General features: G+C 69.9%; 21 protein-coding genes. 9 read left to right on the top strand and 12 right to left on the bottom strand.

From position 1 onward, the window contains the following. A partial coding sequence (locus GV007_RS16000; protein WP_236558547.1) for an SdpI family protein occupies positions 1 to 446 on the top strand: 446 nt, incomplete at its 5' end. Here GV007_RS16000 and GV007_RS15995 read toward each other — a convergent pair. From GV007_RS15995 to GV007_RS15975, 5 genes are read right to left on the bottom strand one after another with little or no spacing between them, the layout of a single operon-like run. Continuing rightward, on the bottom strand, positions 443 to 1045 hold the full coding sequence (locus tag GV007_RS15995) for an LppP/LprE family lipoprotein (protein WP_160074112.1): 603 nt from the start codon (positions 1043 to 1045) through the stop codon (positions 443 to 445). The two genes, GV007_RS16000 and GV007_RS15995, sit on opposite strands and share 4 nt — an antisense overlap. A 22-nt stretch (positions 1046 to 1067) precedes the next feature. Next, positions 1068 to 1370, bottom strand: a complete 303-nt coding sequence (locus GV007_RS15990) for a cupin (protein ID WP_160074110.1) — start codon at positions 1368 to 1370, stop codon at positions 1068 to 1070. Positions 1371 to 1410: 40 nt separating this feature from the next. After that, on the bottom strand, positions 1411 to 1599 hold the full coding sequence (locus GV007_RS15985; protein WP_160074108.1) for a hypothetical protein: 189 nt from the start codon (positions 1597 to 1599) through the stop codon (positions 1411 to 1413). A gap of 37 nt (positions 1600 to 1636) precedes the next feature. Continuing rightward, positions 1637 to 2779: an NAD(P)-binding domain-containing protein gene (locus GV007_RS15980; RefSeq protein ID WP_201297725.1), complete on the bottom strand. Its 1143-nt coding sequence runs from the start codon at positions 2777 to 2779 to the stop codon at positions 1637 to 1639. After that, the gene (locus tag GV007_RS15975; protein WP_160074106.1) at positions 2772 to 3263 is read right to left on the bottom strand and encodes a MarR family winged helix-turn-helix transcriptional regulator; all 492 of its coding nucleotides are present in this window, start codon (positions 3261 to 3263) and stop codon (positions 2772 to 2774) included. The genes GV007_RS15980 and GV007_RS15975 overlap by 8 nt, the downstream gene beginning before the upstream one ends. A 95-nt stretch (positions 3264 to 3358) precedes the next feature. Between GV007_RS15975 and GV007_RS15970 the strand changes: the two genes are divergently transcribed. From GV007_RS15970 to GV007_RS15960, 3 genes are all read left to right on the top strand, one after another. Next, a complete protein-coding gene (locus GV007_RS15970; RefSeq protein ID WP_160074104.1) occupies positions 3359 to 4447 on the top strand; it encodes an LLM class flavin-dependent oxidoreductase in 1089 nt (362 codons plus the stop codon). Beyond that, positions 4440 to 5204, top strand: coding sequence for an NADPH-dependent F420 reductase (locus GV007_RS15965; RefSeq protein ID WP_160074102.1), 765 nt, complete (start codon positions 4440 to 4442; stop codon positions 5202 to 5204). Before GV007_RS15970 ends, GV007_RS15965 begins: the two co-directional genes overlap by 8 nt. A gap of 102 nt (positions 5205 to 5306) precedes the next feature. Continuing rightward, positions 5307 to 5489 (top strand): antitoxin, encoded by a 183-nt coding sequence (locus tag GV007_RS15960; protein ID WP_160074100.1) that lies wholly within the window; start codon positions 5307 to 5309, stop codon positions 5487 to 5489. A 105-nt stretch (positions 5490 to 5594) separates the two neighbouring features. Here the strand turns inward: GV007_RS15960 and GV007_RS15955 are convergent, their stop codons facing one another. Beyond that, the gene (locus GV007_RS15955) at positions 5595 to 6896 is read right to left on the bottom strand and encodes an NAD(P)/FAD-dependent oxidoreductase (RefSeq protein ID WP_160074098.1); all 1302 of its coding nucleotides are present in this window, start codon (positions 6894 to 6896) and stop codon (positions 5595 to 5597) included. 238 nt (positions 6897 to 7134) lie between these two features. On the opposite strand from GV007_RS15955, the gene GV007_RS15950 reads away from it, so the two are divergent. The 3 genes from GV007_RS15950 to GV007_RS15940 all read left to right on the top strand — a co-directional run bounded on the left by GV007_RS15950 (position 7135) and on the right by GV007_RS15940 (position 9916). Further along, the gene (locus GV007_RS15950; RefSeq protein ID WP_160074096.1) at positions 7135 to 7983 is read left to right on the top strand and encodes an ABC transporter permease; all 849 of its coding nucleotides are present in this window, start codon (positions 7135 to 7137) and stop codon (positions 7981 to 7983) included. Between the two features lie 62 nt (positions 7984 to 8045). Then, positions 8046 to 9095: an ABC transporter substrate-binding protein gene (locus GV007_RS15945; protein ID WP_160074094.1), complete on the top strand. Its 1050-nt coding sequence runs from the start codon at positions 8046 to 8048 to the stop codon at positions 9093 to 9095. After that, positions 9092 to 9916 (top strand): ABC transporter ATP-binding protein, encoded by an 825-nt coding sequence (locus GV007_RS15940; protein ID WP_160074092.1) that lies wholly within the window; start codon positions 9092 to 9094, stop codon positions 9914 to 9916. The genes GV007_RS15945 and GV007_RS15940 overlap by 4 nt, the downstream gene beginning before the upstream one ends. Before the next feature lie 220 nt (positions 9917 to 10136). Here the strand turns inward: GV007_RS15940 and GV007_RS15935 are convergent, their stop codons facing one another. From GV007_RS15935 to GV007_RS15920, 4 genes are all read right to left on the bottom strand, one after another. Next, positions 10137 to 11015 (bottom strand): sugar phosphate isomerase/epimerase family protein, encoded by an 879-nt coding sequence (locus tag GV007_RS15935; protein ID WP_160074090.1) that lies wholly within the window; start codon positions 11013 to 11015, stop codon positions 10137 to 10139. Then, the gene (locus GV007_RS15930) at positions 11012 to 12235 is read right to left on the bottom strand and encodes a dihydrodipicolinate synthase family protein (RefSeq protein ID WP_160074088.1); all 1224 of its coding nucleotides are present in this window, start codon (positions 12233 to 12235) and stop codon (positions 11012 to 11014) included. Before GV007_RS15930 ends, GV007_RS15935 begins: the two co-directional genes overlap by 4 nt. Continuing rightward, positions 12232 to 13389 carry a Gfo/Idh/MocA family protein gene (locus GV007_RS15925; RefSeq protein ID WP_160074086.1) on the bottom strand — a complete coding sequence of 386 codons (1158 nt, stop codon included), beginning with the start codon at positions 13387 to 13389 and terminating at the stop codon, positions 12232 to 12234. The genes GV007_RS15930 and GV007_RS15925 overlap by 4 nt, the downstream gene beginning before the upstream one ends. A gap of 150 nt (positions 13390 to 13539) precedes the next feature. Next, the gene (locus GV007_RS15920; protein ID WP_160074084.1) at positions 13540 to 14577 is read right to left on the bottom strand and encodes a LacI family DNA-binding transcriptional regulator; all 1038 of its coding nucleotides are present in this window, start codon (positions 14575 to 14577) and stop codon (positions 13540 to 13542) included. 101 nt (positions 14578 to 14678) lie between these two features. Between GV007_RS15920 and GV007_RS15915 the strand changes: the two genes are divergently transcribed. Continuing rightward, entirely contained in the window at positions 14679 to 15830 is a 1152-nt protein-coding gene (locus tag GV007_RS15915) for a glycerate kinase (RefSeq protein ID WP_160074082.1), read from the top strand. A gap of 21 nt (positions 15831 to 15851) precedes the next feature. Here the strand turns inward: GV007_RS15915 and GV007_RS15910 are convergent, their stop codons facing one another. Together GV007_RS15910 and GV007_RS15905 are read right to left on the bottom strand one after the other, a co-directional pair. Beyond that, positions 15852 to 16367, bottom strand: a complete 516-nt coding sequence (locus GV007_RS15910) for an O-acetyl-ADP-ribose deacetylase (RefSeq protein ID WP_160074080.1) — start codon at positions 16365 to 16367, stop codon at positions 15852 to 15854. Between the two features lie 52 nt (positions 16368 to 16419). Then, positions 16420 to 17664, bottom strand: coding sequence for a Fic family protein (locus GV007_RS15905; protein ID WP_228502994.1), 1245 nt, complete (start codon positions 17662 to 17664; stop codon positions 16420 to 16422). Between the two features lie 247 nt (positions 17665 to 17911). On the opposite strand from GV007_RS15905, the gene GV007_RS15900 reads away from it, so the two are divergent. Continuing rightward, positions 17912 to 19522: an L-lactate permease gene (locus tag GV007_RS15900; protein WP_160074078.1), complete on the top strand. Its 1611-nt coding sequence runs from the start codon at positions 17912 to 17914 to the stop codon at positions 19520 to 19522. The last annotated feature ends 322 nt before the right edge of the window (positions 19523 to 19844 follow it).

Raw genomic sequence — 19844 nt, 5'->3', positions numbered from 1 at the left:
GGCGGGGCGAGCGGACCGGTCCGGCTACGCTGGGGTGGATGGACGACTCCCTGGTGCTCAGAAGCGTACTTTCGCTCGTGATGATCGGATCCGGACTCCTCGTGGTCTGGATGGCGAGCGCGGCAGCCTCCGGTCAGCTGCAGCGGAACTCGCTCGCGGGCATCCGCACGCCGAGCACGATGTCGAGCGATGTGGCGTGGGTCGCGGCGCACGTGCGGGCGAAGCGCCCAACGATGATCGCCGGATACCTTGCGCTGGCGACCGGCCTTGTTGTCCTCATCCCGATGCCGGAGTGGGGGATCGCGGTGATCGTGCTCGGCGGATGCGGGGCGCTGCTCGGGTTCGTGCTCCACGGCGCTCGCGTGGGCGTCCAGGCCGCGAAAGCGGTGCTGGAAGCTCCCGGCGCCAGGCCCGGCGCCAAGCCTGCGGCCGAGCCCGACGCCTAGTCCGTGGGTGGCACGTCGCCGTCCATGACTACCGACTGCGTGTCCTCATCCCACGTGAAGGTCGCCTGGACCCGCCCGCTCGATTCGGCGTTCGCCTCACCGGGCAGCGTGTACGTGTAGGTCACCTCGATGCTCGCGTCGTCCAGGCGGGCGACGCTGGGCAGGAAGCCGTATGCGTCCGCGGTCGCGGTGCCCAGGTACCGGCCCTGGTTGAAGAGCATGATGTGGCACGGCGTCGAGACGGTGCCGCCATACAGGGTCACCACGACGTAGGAGAGTTCCGCGCACTCGTCGTACGTTGCCGCGTCTTGCGTGGCGGCGACCCACTCGTGCGACTCGAGCCCGGGGAACGGGGCGATGGAGCCTATCGACGCCGAGACGGCTTCCTCCTGCGTGAGTCCGGAGCACGCCGGGACCTCCGGCGTGGGGGTTGCCGTCTCCACCGGAGTGGCCGGCGGTGCCGACGCCGGAACGGTCTGCGTGACCGTGACGGTCGGGGCGGCGGATTCGGGTGCCGCCGACGGCGAGCATCCGGTCAGCGCGACCAGCGTCAACGCCGCACACGCGACGACAGATGGTGTCAGGAAGCGGGGAGCCATGCCCGCAACCTAGCACCGCGACTCAGGCGGATGGCCCGGCTTTTGCTTCGATTTCCACGAACGTGAATGGTTCGTCCCGGTCGTTGACGAGGTTGTGGTGGGCTCCGGGCTCTCGGCTATAGCTGACACCCGCTGTGCAGTCCATGGCGAGCGGGTCCGCCGACGTCGTCTCGACCGTCAGGGTGCCGGTGGTCTGCGGCACCACCACGTAGGGCAGCTCGTGGGTGTGCCAGCCGGTCTCCGCTCCGGGCGCGAACCGCCACTCGGTCACGCGGAAGCGATCGTCGTCGACCTGGACGGTGGGGGTGGCGCTGGGGCGAGTCATGTCACGACGCTAGCGCCTGCAATGCGTGCCACGCACGCGCCTAGTTCTGCTCCTCTGCCGGGTCCTCGTCTTCCTGCTTCGTCTCCTCGGTGCGGTCGCGGAGCTTGTCGGCCATCGCGGCTGCACCTTCCCGGCCGTGCTCGCCCTCGACCTCTTCGATGATGTCGCGCAGGTTCTCGCCGCCGGCCGAGTCGTCGGATGCGGGGGACGCGTTCTGTGGGGTGGTCATGCCGCGACCGTACGCACCGAGGCTGGGCAGTGGCACATCACCGCCTGACCGAGGGCTCCCGTGGGCCCGCGGGGCGCTCGCTCCGCTGCAGCCCCAGCTTCTCGATCGCCCGCACCGCGTCTCGTCCTGCCCGGTTGGCGCCGACCGTCGACTGCGACGGGCCGAAGCCGATGAGGTGGATGCGCGGCTCGTCAGCGACCTGCGTGCCGCGCATCGTGATGCCGCCGCGGGTGTTGCGCAGCCCGAGTCCGTCGAGGTGTGCGAGGTCGGCGCGGAACCCCGTGGCCCACAGGATCGTGTCGACCGGTGTGAAGGACCCGTCGGCCTCGCGCACGCCGTCCGGCTCGATGGCGGTGAACATGGGCCGCCGCTCGAGCGCGCCCCGATCCCGGGCAGCCACCGCGTAGGGCGACCAGCCGAGGCCCGTGTACGAGACGACGCTGCTCGACGGCTCGCCCGCCTCGACGTCGGCCGTCACCTTCGCGATGGTGCTGCGTCCCTCCACCTCCGGGTTGAAGCCGTTCTCGAGGAAGACCGGCTCGCGTCGCGTGTACCAGAACGTCTGCGCCCCGCGCGAGATCTCCTCGAGCTGCTGCACCGCCGAGATGCCGCCGCCGACGACCGCTACCCGCTGGCCTTTGAACGCCGACGCCGACACGTAGTCGCGCGTGTGCAGCTGCGTGCCGCGGAACGAACCCTGGCCAGGGATGCTCGGCAGCAGCGGGTTGTTCCACGTGCCGGTCGCGTTGATGATCGCGTCGGCGCGCCACCGGCCGGCGCCGTCGGTCGCGACGAGGAGCGCTCCCTGAGGGTCGTCGTCGGCGCGCGACACCTCGAGCACCCTGACCGGGCGCAGGATGGGCAGGGGCTTCGCGCGCTCGAACTCGGCGAAGTACCGGGGGACCGCGTCGCGACTCGGCTCGTCCTCGCTGCCAGGGGTGCGAGCGAACGTGGGCAGGTCGAAGATGCCGTTCACGGTCGCCATCGTCAGGGACTCCCAGCGGTGCTGCCATGCGCCGCCCGGCTTCGGGTTCGAATCCAGCAGCACGAAGGTGTGCTCGGCGTCCGGCTCGTCGAGGGCGCTCGCGAAGCCGCGCCGCGACAGGTGGAAGCCAGCCGAGAGGCCCGCCTGGCCGCCGCCGATGACGACGACCGTCGCGGAGCGCAGAGCCTCAGGCACGGTCGGCGCCGCCCTCCGCCTCGTCGAGCCCCAGGTGCTCGCTCAGGGCCTCCGTGATCGACGCCACCTGGGTCAGCTGCTCGGGCGAGAGAGCGTCGAGGAAGAGTTCCTGGATGGCTTTGAGGTGGGGCACCGAGCCGCGCCGGAACGCGGCGGCGCCCTCTTCGGTGAGGCTCACCACCGAACCCCGAGTGTCGTCGGCGCAGGGGTCGCGGCGCAGGAGGCCGCGCTTCTCCATGCGGCCGAGCTGATGCGAGAGGCGGCTGCGCTCCCAGCCGATCGTCGCCGCGAGCTCCGACGAGCGCAGCGATCGGCTGGGTGCCTCGCGCAGTGCGAGCAGGACGCCGTAGTCGCCCGTCGACAGCGCGGACTCGCTCTGCATGCGGCTCGCGAGGCGCGAGTTCAGCACGCTCGTGGTCTCGATGAACCCGCGCCAGACCCGCAGCTCCTCGGCGCTGATCTGCGTTCGCTTCTGCGTGCCCATGTGTCCTCCGTCGTTCGTGTCGCCCCATCATGCCACGTAGTTGACATATCAACTACTCGGATGCATGATTGACGCGTCAACTACTTGGAGGACCTATGAGCACGCAGAAGGGCACGCAGATGAGCGCAGTGGATGCAGCCCAGTTCGGATTCGAGATCGGCCTCAACTCGTTCGGCGACGTGCCGAACGTCGACGGCCGTCCCATGTCCGACGCCGAGACGGTGCGCCTGCTCGTCGACGAGGCACGCCTCGCCGAGCGGGTCGGCCTCGACGTCTTCAGCATCGGCGAGCACTACCGGGAGGGTTTCGTCGACTCCGCGACCCCCGTCGTCCTCGCGGGCATCGCCACGGCGACCGAGCGCATCGGGCTCGGCTCCGCCGTCACCGTGCTCAGCACCAACGATCCCGTTCGCCTCTACAACGAGTTCTCTACCCTCGACGCGCTCTCGAACGGGCGCGCGCAGATGGTCGTGGGGCGCGCATCCCAGACCCAGTCGTTCCCGCTCTTCGGCTACGACATCGCCGACTACGAGCAGCTCTTCGAGGAGAAGCTCGACCTCTTCATGCAGCTGCAGCGCAACTCCTCGGTGACCTGGTCGGGCACGGTCCGCGCGCCGCTCGTCGACCAGACCCTGCACCCGACGATGCGCCCTGGCGGCATCCCCACGTGGGTCGGCGTCGGCGGCAGCCCCGACTCGGTCGTGCGGGCGGCGCGCTACGGTCTGCCGCTCATGCTCGCCATCATCGGCGGCCAGCCCGAGCGATTCGCCGGCCACGTCGACCTCTACCATCGCGCGCTCGAGAAGTTCGGGATGCCAGCGAATCGCGTCGGCCAGCACGCGCTCGGCCTCGTCGCCGAGACCGACGAGGAAGCGGCCGAGACCTGGTGGGAGTCGTGGAAGCCCATGGTCGAGATGATGGGCAGGGAACGCGGCTTCTACCCGCCCACGAAAGACCGCTACCTCCAGGAGCTCGAGACGGGCGCCCTGTTCGTCGGCTCCCCGGACACGGTCGCGAAGAAGATCGTGCGCATGGTCGAGGCGCTGCGTATCAGCCGCTTCGACCTCAAATACGACGTCATCGGCCTGCCAGTCGATGCGCGCTCGCAGACCATCACCCTGCTCGGTACCGAGGTCGCACCCCGCGTGCGCGCCCTGCTCGCGAAGGAGTCCATCAATGTCTGACGCTCAGCCCACCCCTGGTCAGTCGGCAGCGAGCCTGCCCACGATCGGCATCCTGGGGGCCGGCAAGGTCGGTACGGTACTCGCCCGCCTCCTCATCGCGAGCGGCTACCGGGTGCTCATCGCGGGTTCCGGCTCCCCGAGCAAGATCGAGCTCATCATCGACGTGCTCGTGCCCGGCGCGACCACGGGCACCAGCGCCGAGGTGGCCCGGCAGGCCGACATCGTCATCCTCGCGCTGCCGCTCGGGAAGGCGCTGCCGCTTGACGGGCACGAGGCCATTGCCCGCGACGAGCTGCGCGGGAAGCTCGTCATCGACGCCATGAACTACTGGTGGGAGATCGATGGCGTGCGCGACGACCTCAACAACCCGTTCGCGGCAACAAGCGAGCTCGTCCAGGAGCTGCTCTCCGAGTCGCGAGTCGTCAAGGCCTTCAATCACATGGGCTACCACGACCTCGACGAGGGGCCGAAGCCCGCAGGCGCCGTCGGCAGGCGCGGGATCGGCATCGCGGGCGACGACCCCGCGGACATCGCCGGTGCCTCGCTGCTCGTGGATGCGGCCGGATTCGACCCCGTGCTCGTCGGCACCCTGCACGACAGCTTCTCCCTGCAGCCGGGCAGCGAGCTCTTCGGCGCGAACTTCTCCGCAGCGTTGGTGCGCTCGACCGCCGCGCGCTTCCCGAGCACCGAGCGGGGCCTCGAGCTCGAGGACCTCCGCGCGGAACGGATGGGCACGGTACCAGCCGGGCGGCCGTGAGCCTGAGTCGCGCCAAGCTGCCGCACACCGCGCATCCACGTGCGGATGTTGGACTCTCCGTATGGCGCATTCGCGTCGAACCGACGAAGTGAAGGAGACCGAATGGTATTCGAGAACATCGGCGACAAGGCAGCGCAGGCGACGAACAGCGAGCAGGGTGAGCAGTTCACCGACCACGCGTTCGACGCGGCCGGAGACCACGCGGACACCGCGATCGGCAACCAGCACGACGAGCACATCCAGAAGATGCGCGACGGAGCCGACGCGGCAGTCGGTACCGAGTAGCACCGCCGTCGCGGCACTGCCGCAGACCACGAAGGCCCGCCCAGGTGGCGGGCCTTCGGCGTCTGCCGGTGGGCAGTCGCTGGCGCAGGCGCTGGTGGGACGGCGTCAGCGGATGCGGGTGCGCAGTTCCTCGGTCGACGTCACGCCCTCGTCGATGACGGCTCGGGCCGCGTCGCGGAGTGCTTCGCTCTCGCCGACGTCCCAGAGCAGGACGCCGACGGGTGCCCCCGACTCGTCGCGGAAGTAGCTGACGCGGCTCTGATCGGACTCGCCAGACTCGGGGAGCGCCGCGTCCAGCACGTCGAGCTCCGGGTCGAGGGTGCCGACCGCTTCCCACCGCGTGCCGAACACCATCGAGTAGAAGTACGGGGTGTGCGAGTACGGTTCGGCGGCGCCCGCCATCGAACGGCCCGCGGCCGCCCCCATCTCGGTGGCGTTGTCGACGTGCTCGACGCGCGTCTGGCCGAGGACCGGGTCCGGGTAGACGGCGATGTCGCCGGCCGCCCAGATGGACGGGTCGATGGTGCGGAGCTGTTCGTCGACGACCACGCCTCCGTCGTCGACCACGAGGCCGGAGTCCTCCGCCAGGTCGACGACGGGCTTAGCTCCGAGGCCGAACACGACGAAGTCGGCCTCCGTCTCCGCTCCGTTGTCGAACACGACGGTCACGCCATCCGGGGTGGTCTCGGGGGAAGGGGCGCCAGCCGCGGGCTCCGCGGCAGCTATGGTCTCGGCTGCCTCCGCGGTCGCCTCGTCGTAGGGTGCCCGCACCTCGGCGCGCACGCGCTCGACGCGGCGCCCGGGCACGAGCCCAACGCCGTGCTCCACGAACAGCTCCTGGAATCGTTCGGCGAGCGACGGCGGGAACGTGGATGCGCCGAGCACCTCCTCGGGGAAGACCAGGTCGACCTCCACGTGATTCTGCGCGAGGGCCGCCGCGATCTCCGTGCCGATGTATCCGCCGCCGACGACGACCGCGTGGGCGTTCCCCTCGCTGAGCTCGCGCAGGCGCCGGTAGTCGCTCGCCGAGCGGAAGAAGAGGATGCGCGTGCTCTCGGGCACGTCGATCTCGACGGGCTTCGAGCCCGTCGCGAGCAGCAGCTTGCCGTAGCTGACGGTCTTGCCGGTGTCGGTCGTGACGCTCTTCGCCTCGCGGTCGATGCCCGTCACGAGCGTGCCGAGCGTGATCTCGGCGCCCGTCGCGTCGCTCGTGCCGAGCGGCGTCTGCTCCCACGTGAAGTCGGGGTCGACCCAGAGCTTCTTCGAGAGCGCGGGCCGCGCGTAGGGTTCGTCGACGTCGGCGCTCAGGATGCCGATGGTGCCCGTCTCGTCTCGTTCGCGGATGCCGCGGGCGGCCGCATCCGCGACCATTCCTCCGCCGATGATCAAGTAGTCGTAAGCGCTCATGTGCTCGAGGCTACGAACCGAGCTCGGGTGGCGCCTGGGAGCGGGGGCGGGGAGTTGCCCTCGGCCCGGGCTCGGCCGTGCGGCGAATCGGAAAGCGCTCCCTTGATCACTGACGGTTGTCTCGCGGATCATTCCACGTTATGTTGGAGCAATCGGGAAAGCGGTTACCCACCGTCAGAGCTCAACCGGGTGCCGCGTTCGACCGAGTCCCCTCTTACAACGCTGTAAGGAGCTCCGCATGACGAGCGCAACCACCAACACCCCAGTCATCGGCTCGCCGACTGACGCAACGCCCCCACCCGTGAAGCGACGCTCCATCGCCAAGGGACTCTCCGGCTACACCTACCCGGCCATCTTCCTCATCGTCGCGTTCGCCGCCTGGTGGGCCGTGACGGAGACCGGAACCGTCGCCTCCTACATCCTGCCATCGCCCGCCGACACCCTCGCGGCGTTCACCGACAACCCGCAGTACCTGTGGGACAACACGTGGGTGACCACCGTCGAGACCGTCATCGGCTTCGTCCTCTCCGTGGTCCTCGGCGTCGCGGTCGCCGTCATCATGGTCTACTCGCGCACCCTCGAGCGCACCTTCTACCCGCTGATCCTGTTCGCGCAGGTCATCCCGAAGATCGCCATCGCCCCGCTCTTCATCGTGTGGATGGGGTTCGGTCCCGAACCGAAGATCCTCGTCGCCGTGCTCATGGCCTTCTTCCCCATCGTCATCGCCGGCATCAGCGGTCTCCGCACGATCGACCCCGAGATCCTGGAGCTCACGAGCACCATGGGTGCCTCGCGATGGAAGACGTTCGTGAAGGTGCGCTTCCCAGCCGCGCTGCCGGAGCTGCTCTCCGGCATGAAGGTCGCCGCGACGCTCGCTGTCACGGGAGCCGTCGTCGGCGAGTTCGTCGGCGCCAACGCCGGTCTCGGCTACGTCATCCTGCAGGCCAACGGCAACGTCGACACCGCCATGCTGTTCGCCGCCCTCATCATCATGTCCCTCCTCGGCATCCTCCTCTTCGCCGTCATCCTCGTCGCCGAGCGCTTCCTCGTGCCCTGGCACGCGTCGCGTCGCAACCTCGACAGCTGACAGCAGCCATCTCCCACCCTCTCGACCCACACCGCCTCGACCCTCAACTGGAAAGGCCCCTCATGTCAAAGAAGACAATCCGCAACGGGCTCGTCACCGCCGTCGCCGCCAGCGCGCTCCTCCTCACCGCGTGCTCCGGCAACGCATCCCCCGAACCGGGAGCAGCCGGAGCCGACGGCGAAGCCGGCCTCACCGACGTGACGCTCATGCTGAACTGGTACCCGTACGGCGAGCACGCCCCCTTCTACTACGGGGTCGAACAGGGCATCTTCGAAGAGCACGGCATCAACCTCACTATCCAGGCGGGCCAGGGGTCGACGAAGACCGCCCAGGCCGTCGGCCAAGGGCAGGTGGACTTCGGCTGGGCAGACACCCCGGCTGTGCTCGCCAACATCGACAAGGGTGTGAGCATCCGCAGCGTCGGCGTCTTCCTGCAGACCACGCCGTCCGCCGTGCAGGTCTTCACCGACTCCGGTATCTCGACGCCCGCCGACCTCAAGGGCAAGACCATCGCGACCTCCGCGGGAGACGCGCCGACGACGACGTTCCCGCTCTACCTGGAAGCCGCCGGCCTGGAAGAGGGGGACGTCACGCAGCAGAACCTCGACGCCGCCGGCAAGATGGCCGCGATGATCAACGAGCAGGTCGACGGGCTCATCGGCTTCGCCCACGATCAAGGTCCGACGATCGCCGCGCAGAGCGGCAAGGACGTCACCTACCTGAAGTACTCCGACGTCGGACTGAACTTCTTCAGCAACGGCCTCGTCGCCAATACCGATCTCATCGAGAGCAACCCGGACCTCGTCGAGAACATGGTCGCCGCGACCTCCGAGGCGTACGCGGCAGCCACCGAGGCGCCTGAGGATGCCGTCGCGGCCATGGACGGCAAGGACCCGCAGATGCCCGCGGCGGAAGTGCTCATCGAGCAGTGGAACAACACCATCCCGCTCCTCACATCCCCCGAGAGCGACGGCAACGCGCCCGGCGTCAACACGACCGCAGACTGGGAGGCGACCATCGGGGTGCTCTCCACGGCCGGGCTCATCGAGGAGGCGAAGCCCGTCGAGGACTACTTCGACGCGAGCTTCGAGCCGAGCGGAGCGGCAGAATGAGCATGACGGTCAACGAGCGCACGGCGCCCTCCTCGGCGGGCGGCCACCAGGACTACCTGCTCGGCATCGACGACGTCGGCATCCGCTTCGAGACGAAGCGTCGCAGCGTGCAGGCGCTGCGCGACGTCGACCTGCACGTCCGCAAGGGGGAGTTCGTCTCCATCGTGGGGCCGTCGGGATGCGGGAAGTCGACCCTGCTGCGGGCGGTCGCCGGCCTCACCGTGCCGACCGAGGGAACCATCGAGCTGCGCGGCTCCCGAGTCACCTCGCCGCGGCAGGACGTCGGGTTCGTCTTCCAGCGACCGGCCCTGCTGCCGTGGCGGGACGTGCGCGGCAACATCCTGCTGCAGGCCGAGATGCGAGGCCTCGACAAGACGGCAGCGTCGAAGCGGTGCGACGAGCTCCTCGAGCTCACGAGCCTCACCGACTTCGCGAAGGCCCTCCCGCACGAGCTGTCTGGCGGCATGCAGCAGCGCGTCTCCCTGTGCCGGGCCCTCCTGCATGACCCCGATGTCCTCCTCATGGACGAGCCCTTCGGGGCCCTGGATGCGCTCACGAGGGAGCACCTCAACGTCGAGCTCCAGAGACTCTGGGCGCAGACGGACCTGACGGTGCTCCTCGTGACGCACTCCGTGCCCGAGGCCGTCTACCTGGCGAGCAGGGTGGTGCTCATGGGGCCGCGCCCCGGCACGATCATCCAGGAGTTCGACGTCGACCTGCCGCGCGAACGCGAGTACGAGCCGACGCTCGAGGACCCGCGCTTCCACAAGGTCGCCGGACGCATCCGCGAACTCCTCGGAAGCCCTCTCGGCGGCGACTGAGCGCCCCGTCGAACCGCGACCCTCGAAGCGCCGGGCCCGCTCACCGCAAGGTGGGCGGGCCTCTTCGTGTGCCGGAACGCTCGCCCCGGGGCCCGGTAAGACAGCGCGGGCACTGCGCCCCGGCAGGCCCGCCCCGGGCCCCGGCAGAACAGCGCGGGCACAGCAGAGCGCCTGCCCCAGATCGGGGCAGGCGCTCTGCTCGCTCGTGCGGGGTCTGGCCTCAGCCGCGCACCGGCAGCGCGAGGTGGGTACCGACGTGCGTTCCGAAGGCCTCGACCGTGTCGGCAACGGCTTCGTCGAAGTCCTTCGCCCACAGCTCGGCGTTGAACACCTCGACCTCGACGTCGCCCGTGTAGCCGGCGTCGGTGACCCAGCTCGTGAGCTCGGCGAAGTCGATGATCCCGGCGCCGGGGAGGTGGCGGCTCAGCAGCACGTCGGCGGGGAGGGGAGTCGCCCAATCGCACACCTGGTACGAGGCGATTCGGCCGTCTCTCCCGGCCCGGGCGATCTGCTCTTGGGCATCCGGATCCCACCAGACGTGGAACGAGTCGATGACCACGCCGACGGCGGGGCTCCCGACACGATCGGCGAGGTCGAGCGCCTGCTTGAGGGTCGAGAGCACCGCCCGGTCGGACGCGTACATGGGGTGCAGCGGCTCGAGCACAAGCGTGACGCCCGCCGCCTGCGCCTCGGGCGCGAGCTCGGCGATGGCCTCCTCGAGGCGGCCGCGGGCCCCCGCGAGGTCACGGCTTCCCTCCGGGATGCCTCCCGCCACGATGATGAGCGATGCCGACGACCCGGGAGCGCCGGCCGCGGCGAGCGTCGCCGCCTCCTCGATGGCCCTGCGGTTGTCGTCGATGGCGCCCCGACGCTCAGCGCCCTCCGGCATCGTCACGAACCCGCCGCGGCAGTGGCTGGAGAACCGCAGGCCGGAGTCGGCGAGCATGCGCGCCGCCTCCGCGAGGCCGACATCCGCGACCGGCTCCCGCCACAGCCCGATGCTCTGCACGCCCTGGCGCACGGTCGCATCGACGGCCTGCCGCAGCGAGGCGTGCTTGATCGTCGCCTGGTTGATCGACAGGCGGGGGTGCGCGCTCATGCGAGCACCCCCGAGGTGGCGTCGACGCCGTTGAGGCGCAGCATCGCGTGCCAGCGTTCGGCCGCGAGCTCGGGCCGCTCAAGCGCGCCCGACGTGTTCGCGAGCTCCACGATGCGCGAGAGGTGCGGGAGGCTGCGGGCCGCGTGCAGCCCGCCCACCATCTGGAACGCATTCTGGTGGCCGTTCAGCCAGCTGAGGAACGCGACGCCCGTCTTGTAGTAGAAGGTGGGGGCGGCGAAGACCTGCCGCGACAGCTCCTGCGTCGGCTCGAGGATGCGCCGGAACTCAGCGGGGTCGCCAGCGTCGAGGGCCTGCACGGCGGCGGATGCGTTCGGCGCGAGCACGCTGAACGCGCCGAGGAGGGCGTCGGAGTGGATGCCGTCCGCGTCGTCCTCGATCAGCTCGACGTAGTTGAAGTCGTCGCCCGTGAACATCGTGACGCCCTCGGGGAGGCGGGCGCGAACGGCCCGTTCGGCGTCCGCATCCAGGAGGCTCATCTTGATGCCGCTGACCTTGTCGGCGTGCTCCTCGATGAGGGTGATGACAAGGTCGGACGCCTGCTGCCAGGCGTCGGCGCCGAAGTAGCCGCGCAGAGCCGGGTCGAACGCGGTGCCCAGCCAGTGCAGCACCGCCTTCGACGAGACGGCGCCGAGCACACGCGTGTAGACGCGGGCGTAGTCGGCGGGGGACTGCGCGGCGCGGGCCAGGTGGCGGCTCGCCATGATGACGGGCAGCGCGCCCTGCGCCTCAGCGAGCTCGAGCTGCTCGAGGTAGGCACGCTCGATCTCGTCGAGGGTCAGCATCTCCTCGGTGCGGGAGTCGGTGTTGACGCCGACGGCGATGGTGCCGCCCTCCTCGCGCGCTGCCGCGGAGCTGCGGGCGATGAGCTCGCGCGTCGCCAGAGCGTCGAGTCCCATGTTGCGCTGCGCCGTGTCCATGGCGTCGGCGACGCCGAGACCCCACGACCAGAGCTGCCGCCGGTAGCCGAGCGTCGCATCCCAGTCGATGTCGGCAGGCGCGCCAGGCACGTTGTCGGCTGTCGCACGGGGGATGACGTGCGCCGCCGCGTACAGCTCACGGGAGCGGAGCCCGCCCGTGGGGCGCTGGAAGGCGGGGGCTTCGAGCAGCTCGACCCGCGACGACTCGCCAGCGGGGGAGAGCAGGGCGAGGCGAGTGCCGGTCGCCGTCCGCGTGCTGTCGATCACCTGCGTCGCCGTCACTTCGCAGCCGCCTGATCTGCGAGCGACACGCGGCGGCCAGACGCGTTCGACTCGAGGGCGGCCTCGGCGAGCAGCATGCCCTTGGCCCCCGAGCGGAAGTCGTAGTCGTGGGTGCCATCCTCGAGTACGTAGCGGAGGAACTCGATCCACTGCAGCTTGAAGCCGTTGTCGACGGCATCGTTCTGCGGCACCTCGATCCAGTCGGCGGAGTAGTCGTGCTCGTCGCGCAGGTCGGGGTTCCAGGTGGGCTTGGGGGTGACGTTGCGGGGCTGCACCTTGGCGCCGAAGAGGCCGACGACGGCGCTCCCGTGCGTGCCGTCGACGTGGATCTCGACGAGCTCATCGCGGTTGACGCGCACGGTCCAGCTCGAGTTGAACTGCACGATCGGTCCGTCAGCGAGGTCGAAGATCGCGTAGGCCGCGTCGTCGGCGGTTGCCGTGTAGCGCTTTCCCGCCTCGTCGACGCGCTCGGGGATGTGGGTGCGCGTCTCGGCGTAGACGGAGGAGATCTCGCCGAAGAGGTTCTCGATGACGTAGTTCCAATGCGGGAACATGTCGACGACGATGCCGCCGCCGTCTTCGGAGCGGTAGTTCCAGCTCGGGCGCTGCGAGGGCTGCCAGTCGCCTTCGAAGACCCAGTAGCCGAACTCGCCGCGCACGGAGAGGATCTCGCCGAAGAAGCCGCTCTCGATGAGGCGGCGCAGCTTGATGAGGCCCGGCAGGTAGAGCTTGTCGTGGACGACGCCGTTCTTGACGCCGGCCGCCTCCGCCTCCTCGGCGAGGGCCAGCGCGTCGGCGTAGCTCTCGGCCGTGGGCTTCTCGGTGTAGATGGCCTTGCCTGCGGCGATGGCCTTCCGGATCGCGGGCACGCGCAGTCGCGTGATGAGGGCGTCGAAGTAGACGGGGAAGTCCTCGTCGGCGAGGGCGACGTCGAGGTCGGTCGTGTACTTGTCGATGCCGTGCTTCGCGGCCAGCTCGCGGAGGCGCTCCTCGTTGCGGGCGACGAGGTAGAGCTCGATCGGGCGCCGCGTGCCGTCCGACAGCGGGATACCGCCCTCGTCGCGGAGGGCGAGCAGTGAGCGGACGAGGTGCTGGCGGTAGCCCATGCGCCCCGTCGCGCCGTTGACGATGATCCCGAGCTTGTCCGTGGTCATATCCATCCTCTCGTCTGAGTCTCGGCGTTGAGACTTCGACCAGCGTATTGGAAAGCGCTTACCGAAACAAGCGTGAGATCGAGGATGGGGTGCCGGCCTAGTCTGCGGGCCCAGATCGCGGGTGGTCTCGAGGACGCCCGCGCGAACGGTTCAGTCGCGGCGCGGAGTGCTCTCGCGGATGACGACGGCCGTGTTGACGGGCAGCACGACGGGGCCGTCCTTGCCGCGCTCCGCGAGGGCTAGGCGCACGGCGCGGTAGCCCATGTCGCTCAGGGGTGCGACGACGGTCGTGAGGGGTGGGGTCACGTCGCGCACGAGCGCGATGTCGTCAAAGCCGGCGACCGACACGTCGCGGCCGGGTTCCTTGCCGAGGTCTCGGAGGGCGGTGAGGACGCCCGTGGCCATGAGGTCGCTGGTCGCGAAGATGGTGTCGGTGTCCGGGAAACGGGAGAGGAGCGTGCGCAGCGCCTCGTAGCCGCCGTCGCGGGTGAAGGCGGTGGAGATGACGGCGTCGTCGTCGATGCCGAGGTCCGATTCTGCGAGCCCCTCGGTGAAGCCATCCACGCGGTCTCGGTTGGTGAGCAGCTCCAGGGGCCCCGTGATGATCCCGAACCTCCGGCCGCCCTGGTTCACGAGCTGGCGTGCGAGCTCCTGCGCACCGTCCCGGTTGCGGAGCTCGACGACGTCGAAGGGAGAAGGGGCCTGGGCGACGAGCACAACTCGCCCGCCGGAGGCGTCGTATGCGAGCAGCTGCTCCTCGAGGGCCGCCTGCTGCGGGTCGTCGATGCGCCTGGATCCGGTGAGGATGATGGCACGGGGGCGCTGCCCGCGCAGGGTGCGCACGATCTCGAGCTCGTTCGTGACGCTCCGCTCCGCGGCGGCGATGGTCACGATGAGGTTGGCTTCCTCGGCGCCGCGCATGACGCCCGCCGCGATGGCGCTGAAGTACGGGTCGGCGATGTCGCTCACGACCACGGCGATGGTCGAGGATGCGCCCCTCGCGACGGCCTGCGCGCTTAGGTTGGGTGAGTAGCCGAGCCGGTCGGCGGTCTCCTGGACGCGCTTCTTGATCTCCTCGTTCACGCGCCTGCCAGCGCTGCCGTTGATGGCGCGCGAGGCGGTTGCGATCGAGACGCCTGCCGCCTGCGCGACCTCGCCGAGCGTGACGTGGTTTCCGTGTCGACTCACGTGTCTCCTCCCCGGCGCGCGACGGTGCGTGCCGCCCTGAATATCTGGAGCCTAGCGGGAAACGCTTTCCTCGGGCGCGTTCCGGTCGGTAGGTTGGGGGTATGCAGCGCCGCACCGTCATCGCACCGGATTCGTTCAAGGGCACCGCTTCGGCGGCCGAGGTCGCCGCGGCGATCAGGCGGGGCTGGCTGCGCGCCAGGCCCGGGGACGAGTGCGTCGAGGTGCCGATGGCCGATGGCGGCGAGGGGACGACAGCGGCCATCGCCGGCTCGGTCCCAGGCGCGCGAGTGGTGTCGGTGCGCGTCGAGGGGCCGCTCGGTGCCCCCGTGGACGCTGAGCTCGTGGAGCTCCCGGACGGCACCTGGGTCGTCGAGCTGGCGGAGACGAGCGGCATCGCGCTGCTCGACGGGGTCGACCGCGAGTCGTGCGCCCGAGCGTCGACCATCGGGCTCGGTCAGGCGATCAGGTTCGCGGCGGAGCACGGCGCGAGGCGAGTGCTCGTCGGGCTGGGGAGCAGCGCGTCGACCGACGGCGGCGCAGGGATGCTGTCGGCGCTCGGCGTGCGGTTCCTCGACGCCGCTGGCGCCGACATCCCGCTCGGGAATCGCGGACTGCACTCGCTCGAGAGCGTCGACATCTCCGGACTCGTCCGGCTCCCCGCCGACGGCCTCGTCGCGCTGACCGATGTCGTGAATCCGCTCTTCGGGGTGGCCGGGGCTGCCGCCGTGTTCGGGCCGCAGAAGGGCGCATCCGTCGACGATGTTCCCCTGCTCGAGGCCGGGCTGACGCGGCTCGCGCAGGTGCTCGACGGGGCACCGGAAGCGAGCGGCGATGTCCTCGCGCTCGCGGCGCACCCCGGTGCTGGTGCAGCGGGCGGCACGGGATTCGGCCTGCTCGCGGTCGGCGCGGAGGTCTCGGCGGGCGCCGTGGCCGTCGCCGAGGCGGTCGGCCTGCGGGAGCTGCTGCGCGGGGCAGACCTCGTCATCACCGGGGAGGGCAGCTTCGACGCGCAGTCCGAGGCAGGCAAGGTCCCCTCGCTCGTGCGCAGGCTCGCGCTCGAGGAAGGCGCACGCTTCGGGGTGATCGCTGGCCGCGTGGGCCTCGGCGCCGAGGAGCGGGCGGTGCTCGCTCGGGACGGGGTCAGCATCGTGTCCTTGTCTGAGCTCGCAGGCTCTGGCCGGCGCGCCATGGACGAGACGCTCGACTGGGTCGAGGTCGCGGGAGAGCGGATGGCGGGCACGCTCGAGTTCTGACCCACCTGCCCGGGAAGGGCGTCAGGCGTCAGCGGCGCGATTTCGGAGCTCGCGCTCCACTCGGGCGAGGATCTCGGGGTCGCGCACGACGATGCGCACTTCCTGGACCTGCGACCTCGAGCTCGCGATGGTGTCGACGGCGGCGGCGATCGCGTCCTCGAGCGGCCAGGCGTAGATGCCGGCGCTGACGAGAGGGAACGCGACCGAGGTGGCGCCGAGCTCGTCGGCGACCTCGAGCGAGCGCCGGTAGCAGGAGGTGAGGAGCGCGCGGTCGCGCTGGCCCGAGCCGTAGTCGGGGCCGACGGTGTGGATGACCCATCGTGCTGGCAGCTCGCCGGCGGTCGTGTATCCCGCATCCCCGGTCGCAAGGCCGTCCGGGAACCTGGCCACGCAGTCGCGGAGCACCGCGGGCCCGCCCGCACGGTGGATGGCGCCGTCGACCCCGCCGCCCCCGCGCATCCCGTTGTTCGCCGCGTTCACGACCGCGTCGACGGCCTGCTCCGTGATGTCTCCGAGAACTGCCTCGATTCGCCTCATGAGAGCAGTCTGTCGCAGGAGCGTCGAGAGAAACGGTGGATGCGGTGACAGCTCAGCGCCGGGCGCGGCGAATGCCCGTCGCGAACTCGTCCAGGGCGCCCAGCATTCCGGAATGCTGCCAGACCCGTCCCCGGCGTCTGCCGGTGCGCTCGGTGAGGACCCCGCGGTCGGTCAGCAGAGCAAGGGCGCGATTGGCGGTGACTGCATCCACAGCAAGTGCCCTCTGCACGAACGCGGAGTCGACGATCGGCTGCCCGACGAGCAATGGCAGCAGCCGCAGGGCCGAGGCCTGCGGGCGGACGCCCGCCAGGAGCTCGCGAGAGGCCGCCAGCTCGGCGCGCAGCGCGTCGACGAGGTCCCCACCCGCCGCGGCGCCGAACCTCGCAGCCTGAGTGAAGGTGCGGACGATCGGACTGGCGTCGCCGTCTCGGAACGCGCCAAGTGCCGCGAAGTAGCGATTGAGGTCGGTCAGGAGGCCTGCCGACAAGGGCACGGTGGTGTGCGACGCGATCCCGCTGGCGCGCAGCATGACCTGCACGAGGGCGCGTCCTGTGCGGCCGTTCCCATCGACGAACGGATGGATCGTCTCGAACTGCGCGTGCGCCACGGCGATCTGCAGCAACGCGGGCAGGTCGGCGCGGTCGGCGAAGAGGAGCAGGTCATCGAGTGCTGGCGGGACGAGCTCCGGTTGCGGGGCCACGAAGTCAGCCTCGCGCGGGCCCGCGTTTCCCTTCCCGATCCAGACCAACTCCTCGCGCAGGAGGCCCGCGTGCGCCTCCATGCCCTGCTGATGCGCGAGCAGCTCGCGATGCATCGTCAGGATCGTGCCAACGGACAGGGGCTCTGTCAGCGTGACGGCGGCCTCCATCGCGCGGACGTTGCCGATGACCGTCCGCGAGTTCGGGGAGGTGCCTGCGCCGATCTCAGCCAGGGCGAGCTGTCTGGCACTCACGGTGAGGTTCTCGATCTGTGAACTCGACGCGCTCTCCGTGCGGAGCAGGATCGCCGCCATCGAGGCCAGAGCGGTGTTCTCCGTGCCGAGGACGAGCGACGCATGGCGATCGAAGTCGCTCAGGGCTCGACTGGCATCTTCAAGGTCTGCTCCGAGCTCGCTCGTGAGCGTGGGGGACCAATCTGCGAGTCGCGTCGGTATCGCCGACGAGTACGCACCCGTCTGGCGCTTCAGCTCGGAACGTGAGAACAGGCGGGGGTCCGACGGGCGCCAGTTGTGCAGCGCCACGCCGACCGCCGGAATGGCGAGCATCGGCTCGTTCGCATCGCCCGCAGATGTTGGCAAGCCCCAACCTTAGTAACACTTCTGCCAGGAAGTGTCACTAACCGCGGATCGCAGTGACAGCGCAAACTGTCCCGGCCGCACTTGTGCGTCCCTCGGTCCCACGAACAATGCGAGGCACCGAAAGAAGTTCGGGCGGCACTTCGCCGGCGAAACGCTCGCCCCGCGAGACCCATGCCCGCTACTGTGACGAGCAGAGACCAGCGCACGCTCCCCAGCGCTCTCGACCTCACGATGGACGGAGCTTCTCATGTGGATGCAGGACATCGACCCGTTCGGAAATCCCTGGCTGTCGGCGCTCGTCGCCGTGATCCCGATCGCCATCTTCTTCATCTGCCTCACGGCGCTCAAGATGAAGGGGATGCTCGCTGCCAGCATCGCCGTCGTCGCCGAGATCCTCGTCGCGCTCGTCGCGTTCGGGATGCCGGGGACCGCCGTCGCCGGGTCGGGGCTCCTCGGCGTCCTCACCGCCATCTGGCCCATCGCGTACATCATCGTCATGGCGGTCTGGCTGTATCGCCTCGCCGTCGCGAGCGGACGCTTCGACGTGATCCGCGCCTCCATCTCGGGCATCTCTCCAGACCAGCGCATCCAGGTGCTGCTCATCAGCTTCGCGTTCGGCGCGTTCCTCGAGGGCGCGGCGGGCTTCGGGGTGCCGATCGCGATCTGCGCGGCCCTCCTCGTGCAGCTCGGCTTCAAGCCAGTGAAGGCCGCCATGCTGTCCCTCGTCGCGAACGTCGCGGCGGGAGCCTACGGAGCGATCGGCATTCCCGTGATTGTCGGCGCGCAGGTGGCCGGCGTCGAGGTGCTCGAGATGTCCCGCATGATGATGCTGCTCCTGCAGCCCCTCACATTCCTCGTGCCGTTCCTGCTCGTCATGATCCTCGACGGCTGGCGCGGCCTCCGCGAGACCTGGCCGGCGACCCTCGTCGTGAGCGTCGTCTTCAGCGGCGTGCAGGCGTCCGTGCTGTGGTTCCTCGGACCGGAGCTCGCCGACCTCGGCTCGGGCCTCGCGGCGATGCTCGCGCTCTTCGTGTTCGGTCGCTTCTGGCAGCCGAAGCGCATCTTCCGCGAAGGCGGAGGTGAGGCGCCGGCCGTGGAACGTCACAGCGTGCGCGAGATCGCGGTCGCCTGGAGCCCCTTCTACATCCTCACGGGCCTCATCCTCGTGTGGAGCATCCCCGCGTTCAAGCAGCTCTTCGCCGTCGACGGGCCGCTCGCCGCCGCGGTCATCAAGTTCCCGATTCCGGGCCTCACCGGTGAGATCGCGCTCTCGAGCGGTGACCCCGTCGCGACCACCTGGGACTTCGCCCCCATCAGCGCCACGGGCACCGCCATCCTGCTCGCCGTCATCGTGTCGTTCCTCACGACGCCGAGCCTCAAGGCCGCGGACCTGTGGGGGCAGCTCGCCGCCACGTTCCGCGAGCTCTGGCAGGCGCTGGTGCTCATCGCGCTCATCCTCGTGCTCGCGAACATCGCGAACTACTCGGGCGGCTCCGCGAGCATCGGCAGCGCGCTCGCAGCCGTCGGCCCCGTCTTCCCGCTCCTGGCGCCCATCATCGGGTGGCTCGGCGTCTTCCTCACCGGCTCGGTCGTCAACAACAACACCCTCTTCGGGCCCCTGCAGGTCGCGACGGCCGGACGCATCGGCGTCGCGCCCTCGCTGCTCGTCGCCGCCAACACAGCAGGTGGCACGACGGCGAAGGTCGTCTCGCCGCAGTCGATCGCCATCGCCGCGGGCGCGGTCGGTCTCTCCGGGCGGGAGGGGGAGATCCTCCGCAGCTCCATCGGCTACAGCCTCGGGATGCTCGCCTTCATCTGCGTCTGGAGCTACACCCTCTCGATGGTGCTGCCCTCCTGAGGGCGCCGTCGCCGTCTGGCGCGTGCCGGGACGCGCCGGGACGCGCCGGGACGCGCGAATTGTTGTGGCTTGATGCGGTTGCGGAGCAGGCGAGGAGCGCTTTGCCACAACTCTGCGATGGTGCCGGGTGCGCAGGGACGCAGGATGTGCAGGGCATTGTCCGCCGCGGTGCGCTGCGGGGCGAGCTGGTTTCGGTGTGCGGTTGGGTGCGTGTCGGTCGGCGTGTGCCGGGCCGGGGCGGGCCGTGCGCAGCGTTGTGGCTTGGTGCGGTTGCGGTGCTTGTGAGGAGCGTTTCCCCACAACTCTGCGGCGGCGCAAGGTG

The organism is Pseudoclavibacter sp. 8L (assembly GCF_902506465.1).
GTDB lineage: Bacteria > Actinomycetota > Actinomycetes > Actinomycetales > Microbacteriaceae > Pseudoclavibacter.
The sequence above is the reverse complement of the archived record's forward strand: the minus strand, read 5'-3'. Positions and strand labels throughout refer to the sequence as shown.

What these genes read in the sequence shown, in the direction of transcription:
- GV007_RS15955 (WP_160074098.1), bottom strand. Translation starts at nt 6,896, where the DNA reads ATGAGCGCTTACGACTACTTGATCATCGGCGGAGGAATGGTCGCGGAT.
- GV007_RS15950 (WP_160074096.1), top strand. Translation starts at nt 7,135, where the DNA reads ATGACGAGCGCAACCACCAACACCCCAGTCATCGGCTCGCCGACTGAC.
- GV007_RS15965 (WP_160074102.1), top strand. Translation starts at nt 4,440, where the DNA reads ATGTCTGACGCTCAGCCCACCCCTGGTCAGTCGGCAGCGAGCCTGCCC.
- GV007_RS15975 (WP_160074106.1), bottom strand. Translation starts at nt 3,263, where the DNA reads ATGGGCACGCAGAAGCGAACGCAGATCAGCGCCGAGGAGCTGCGGGTC.
- GV007_RS15995 (WP_160074112.1), bottom strand. Translation starts at nt 1,045, where the DNA reads ATGGCTCCCCGCTTCCTGACACCATCTGTCGTCGCGTGTGCGGCGTTG.
- GV007_RS15935 (WP_160074090.1), bottom strand. Translation starts at nt 11,015, where the DNA reads ATGAGCGCGCACCCCCGCCTGTCGATCAACCAGGCGACGATCAAGCAC.
- GV007_RS15940 (WP_160074092.1), top strand. Translation starts at nt 9,092, where the DNA reads ATGAGCATGACGGTCAACGAGCGCACGGCGCCCTCCTCGGCGGGCGGC.
- GV007_RS15990 (WP_160074110.1), bottom strand. Translation starts at nt 1,370, where the DNA reads ATGACTCGCCCCAGCGCCACCCCCACCGTCCAGGTCGACGACGATCGC.
- GV007_RS15915 (WP_160074082.1), top strand. Translation starts at nt 14,679, where the DNA reads ATGCAGCGCCGCACCGTCATCGCACCGGATTCGTTCAAGGGCACCGCT.
- GV007_RS15985 (WP_160074108.1), bottom strand. Translation starts at nt 1,599, where the DNA reads ATGACCACCCCACAGAACGCGTCCCCCGCATCCGACGACTCGGCCGGC.
- GV007_RS15910 (WP_160074080.1), bottom strand. Translation starts at nt 16,367, where the DNA reads ATGAGGCGAATCGAGGCAGTTCTCGGAGACATCACGGAGCAGGCCGTC.
- GV007_RS15925 (WP_160074086.1), bottom strand. Translation starts at nt 13,389, where the DNA reads ATGACCACGGACAAGCTCGGGATCATCGTCAACGGCGCGACGGGGCGC.
- GV007_RS15970 (WP_160074104.1), top strand. Translation starts at nt 3,359, where the DNA reads ATGAGCACGCAGAAGGGCACGCAGATGAGCGCAGTGGATGCAGCCCAG.
- GV007_RS15945 (WP_160074094.1), top strand. Translation starts at nt 8,046, where the DNA reads ATGTCAAAGAAGACAATCCGCAACGGGCTCGTCACCGCCGTCGCCGCC.
- GV007_RS15960 (WP_160074100.1), top strand. Translation starts at nt 5,307, where the DNA reads ATGGTATTCGAGAACATCGGCGACAAGGCAGCGCAGGCGACGAACAGC.
- GV007_RS15900 (WP_160074078.1), top strand. Translation starts at nt 17,912, where the DNA reads ATGTGGATGCAGGACATCGACCCGTTCGGAAATCCCTGGCTGTCGGCG.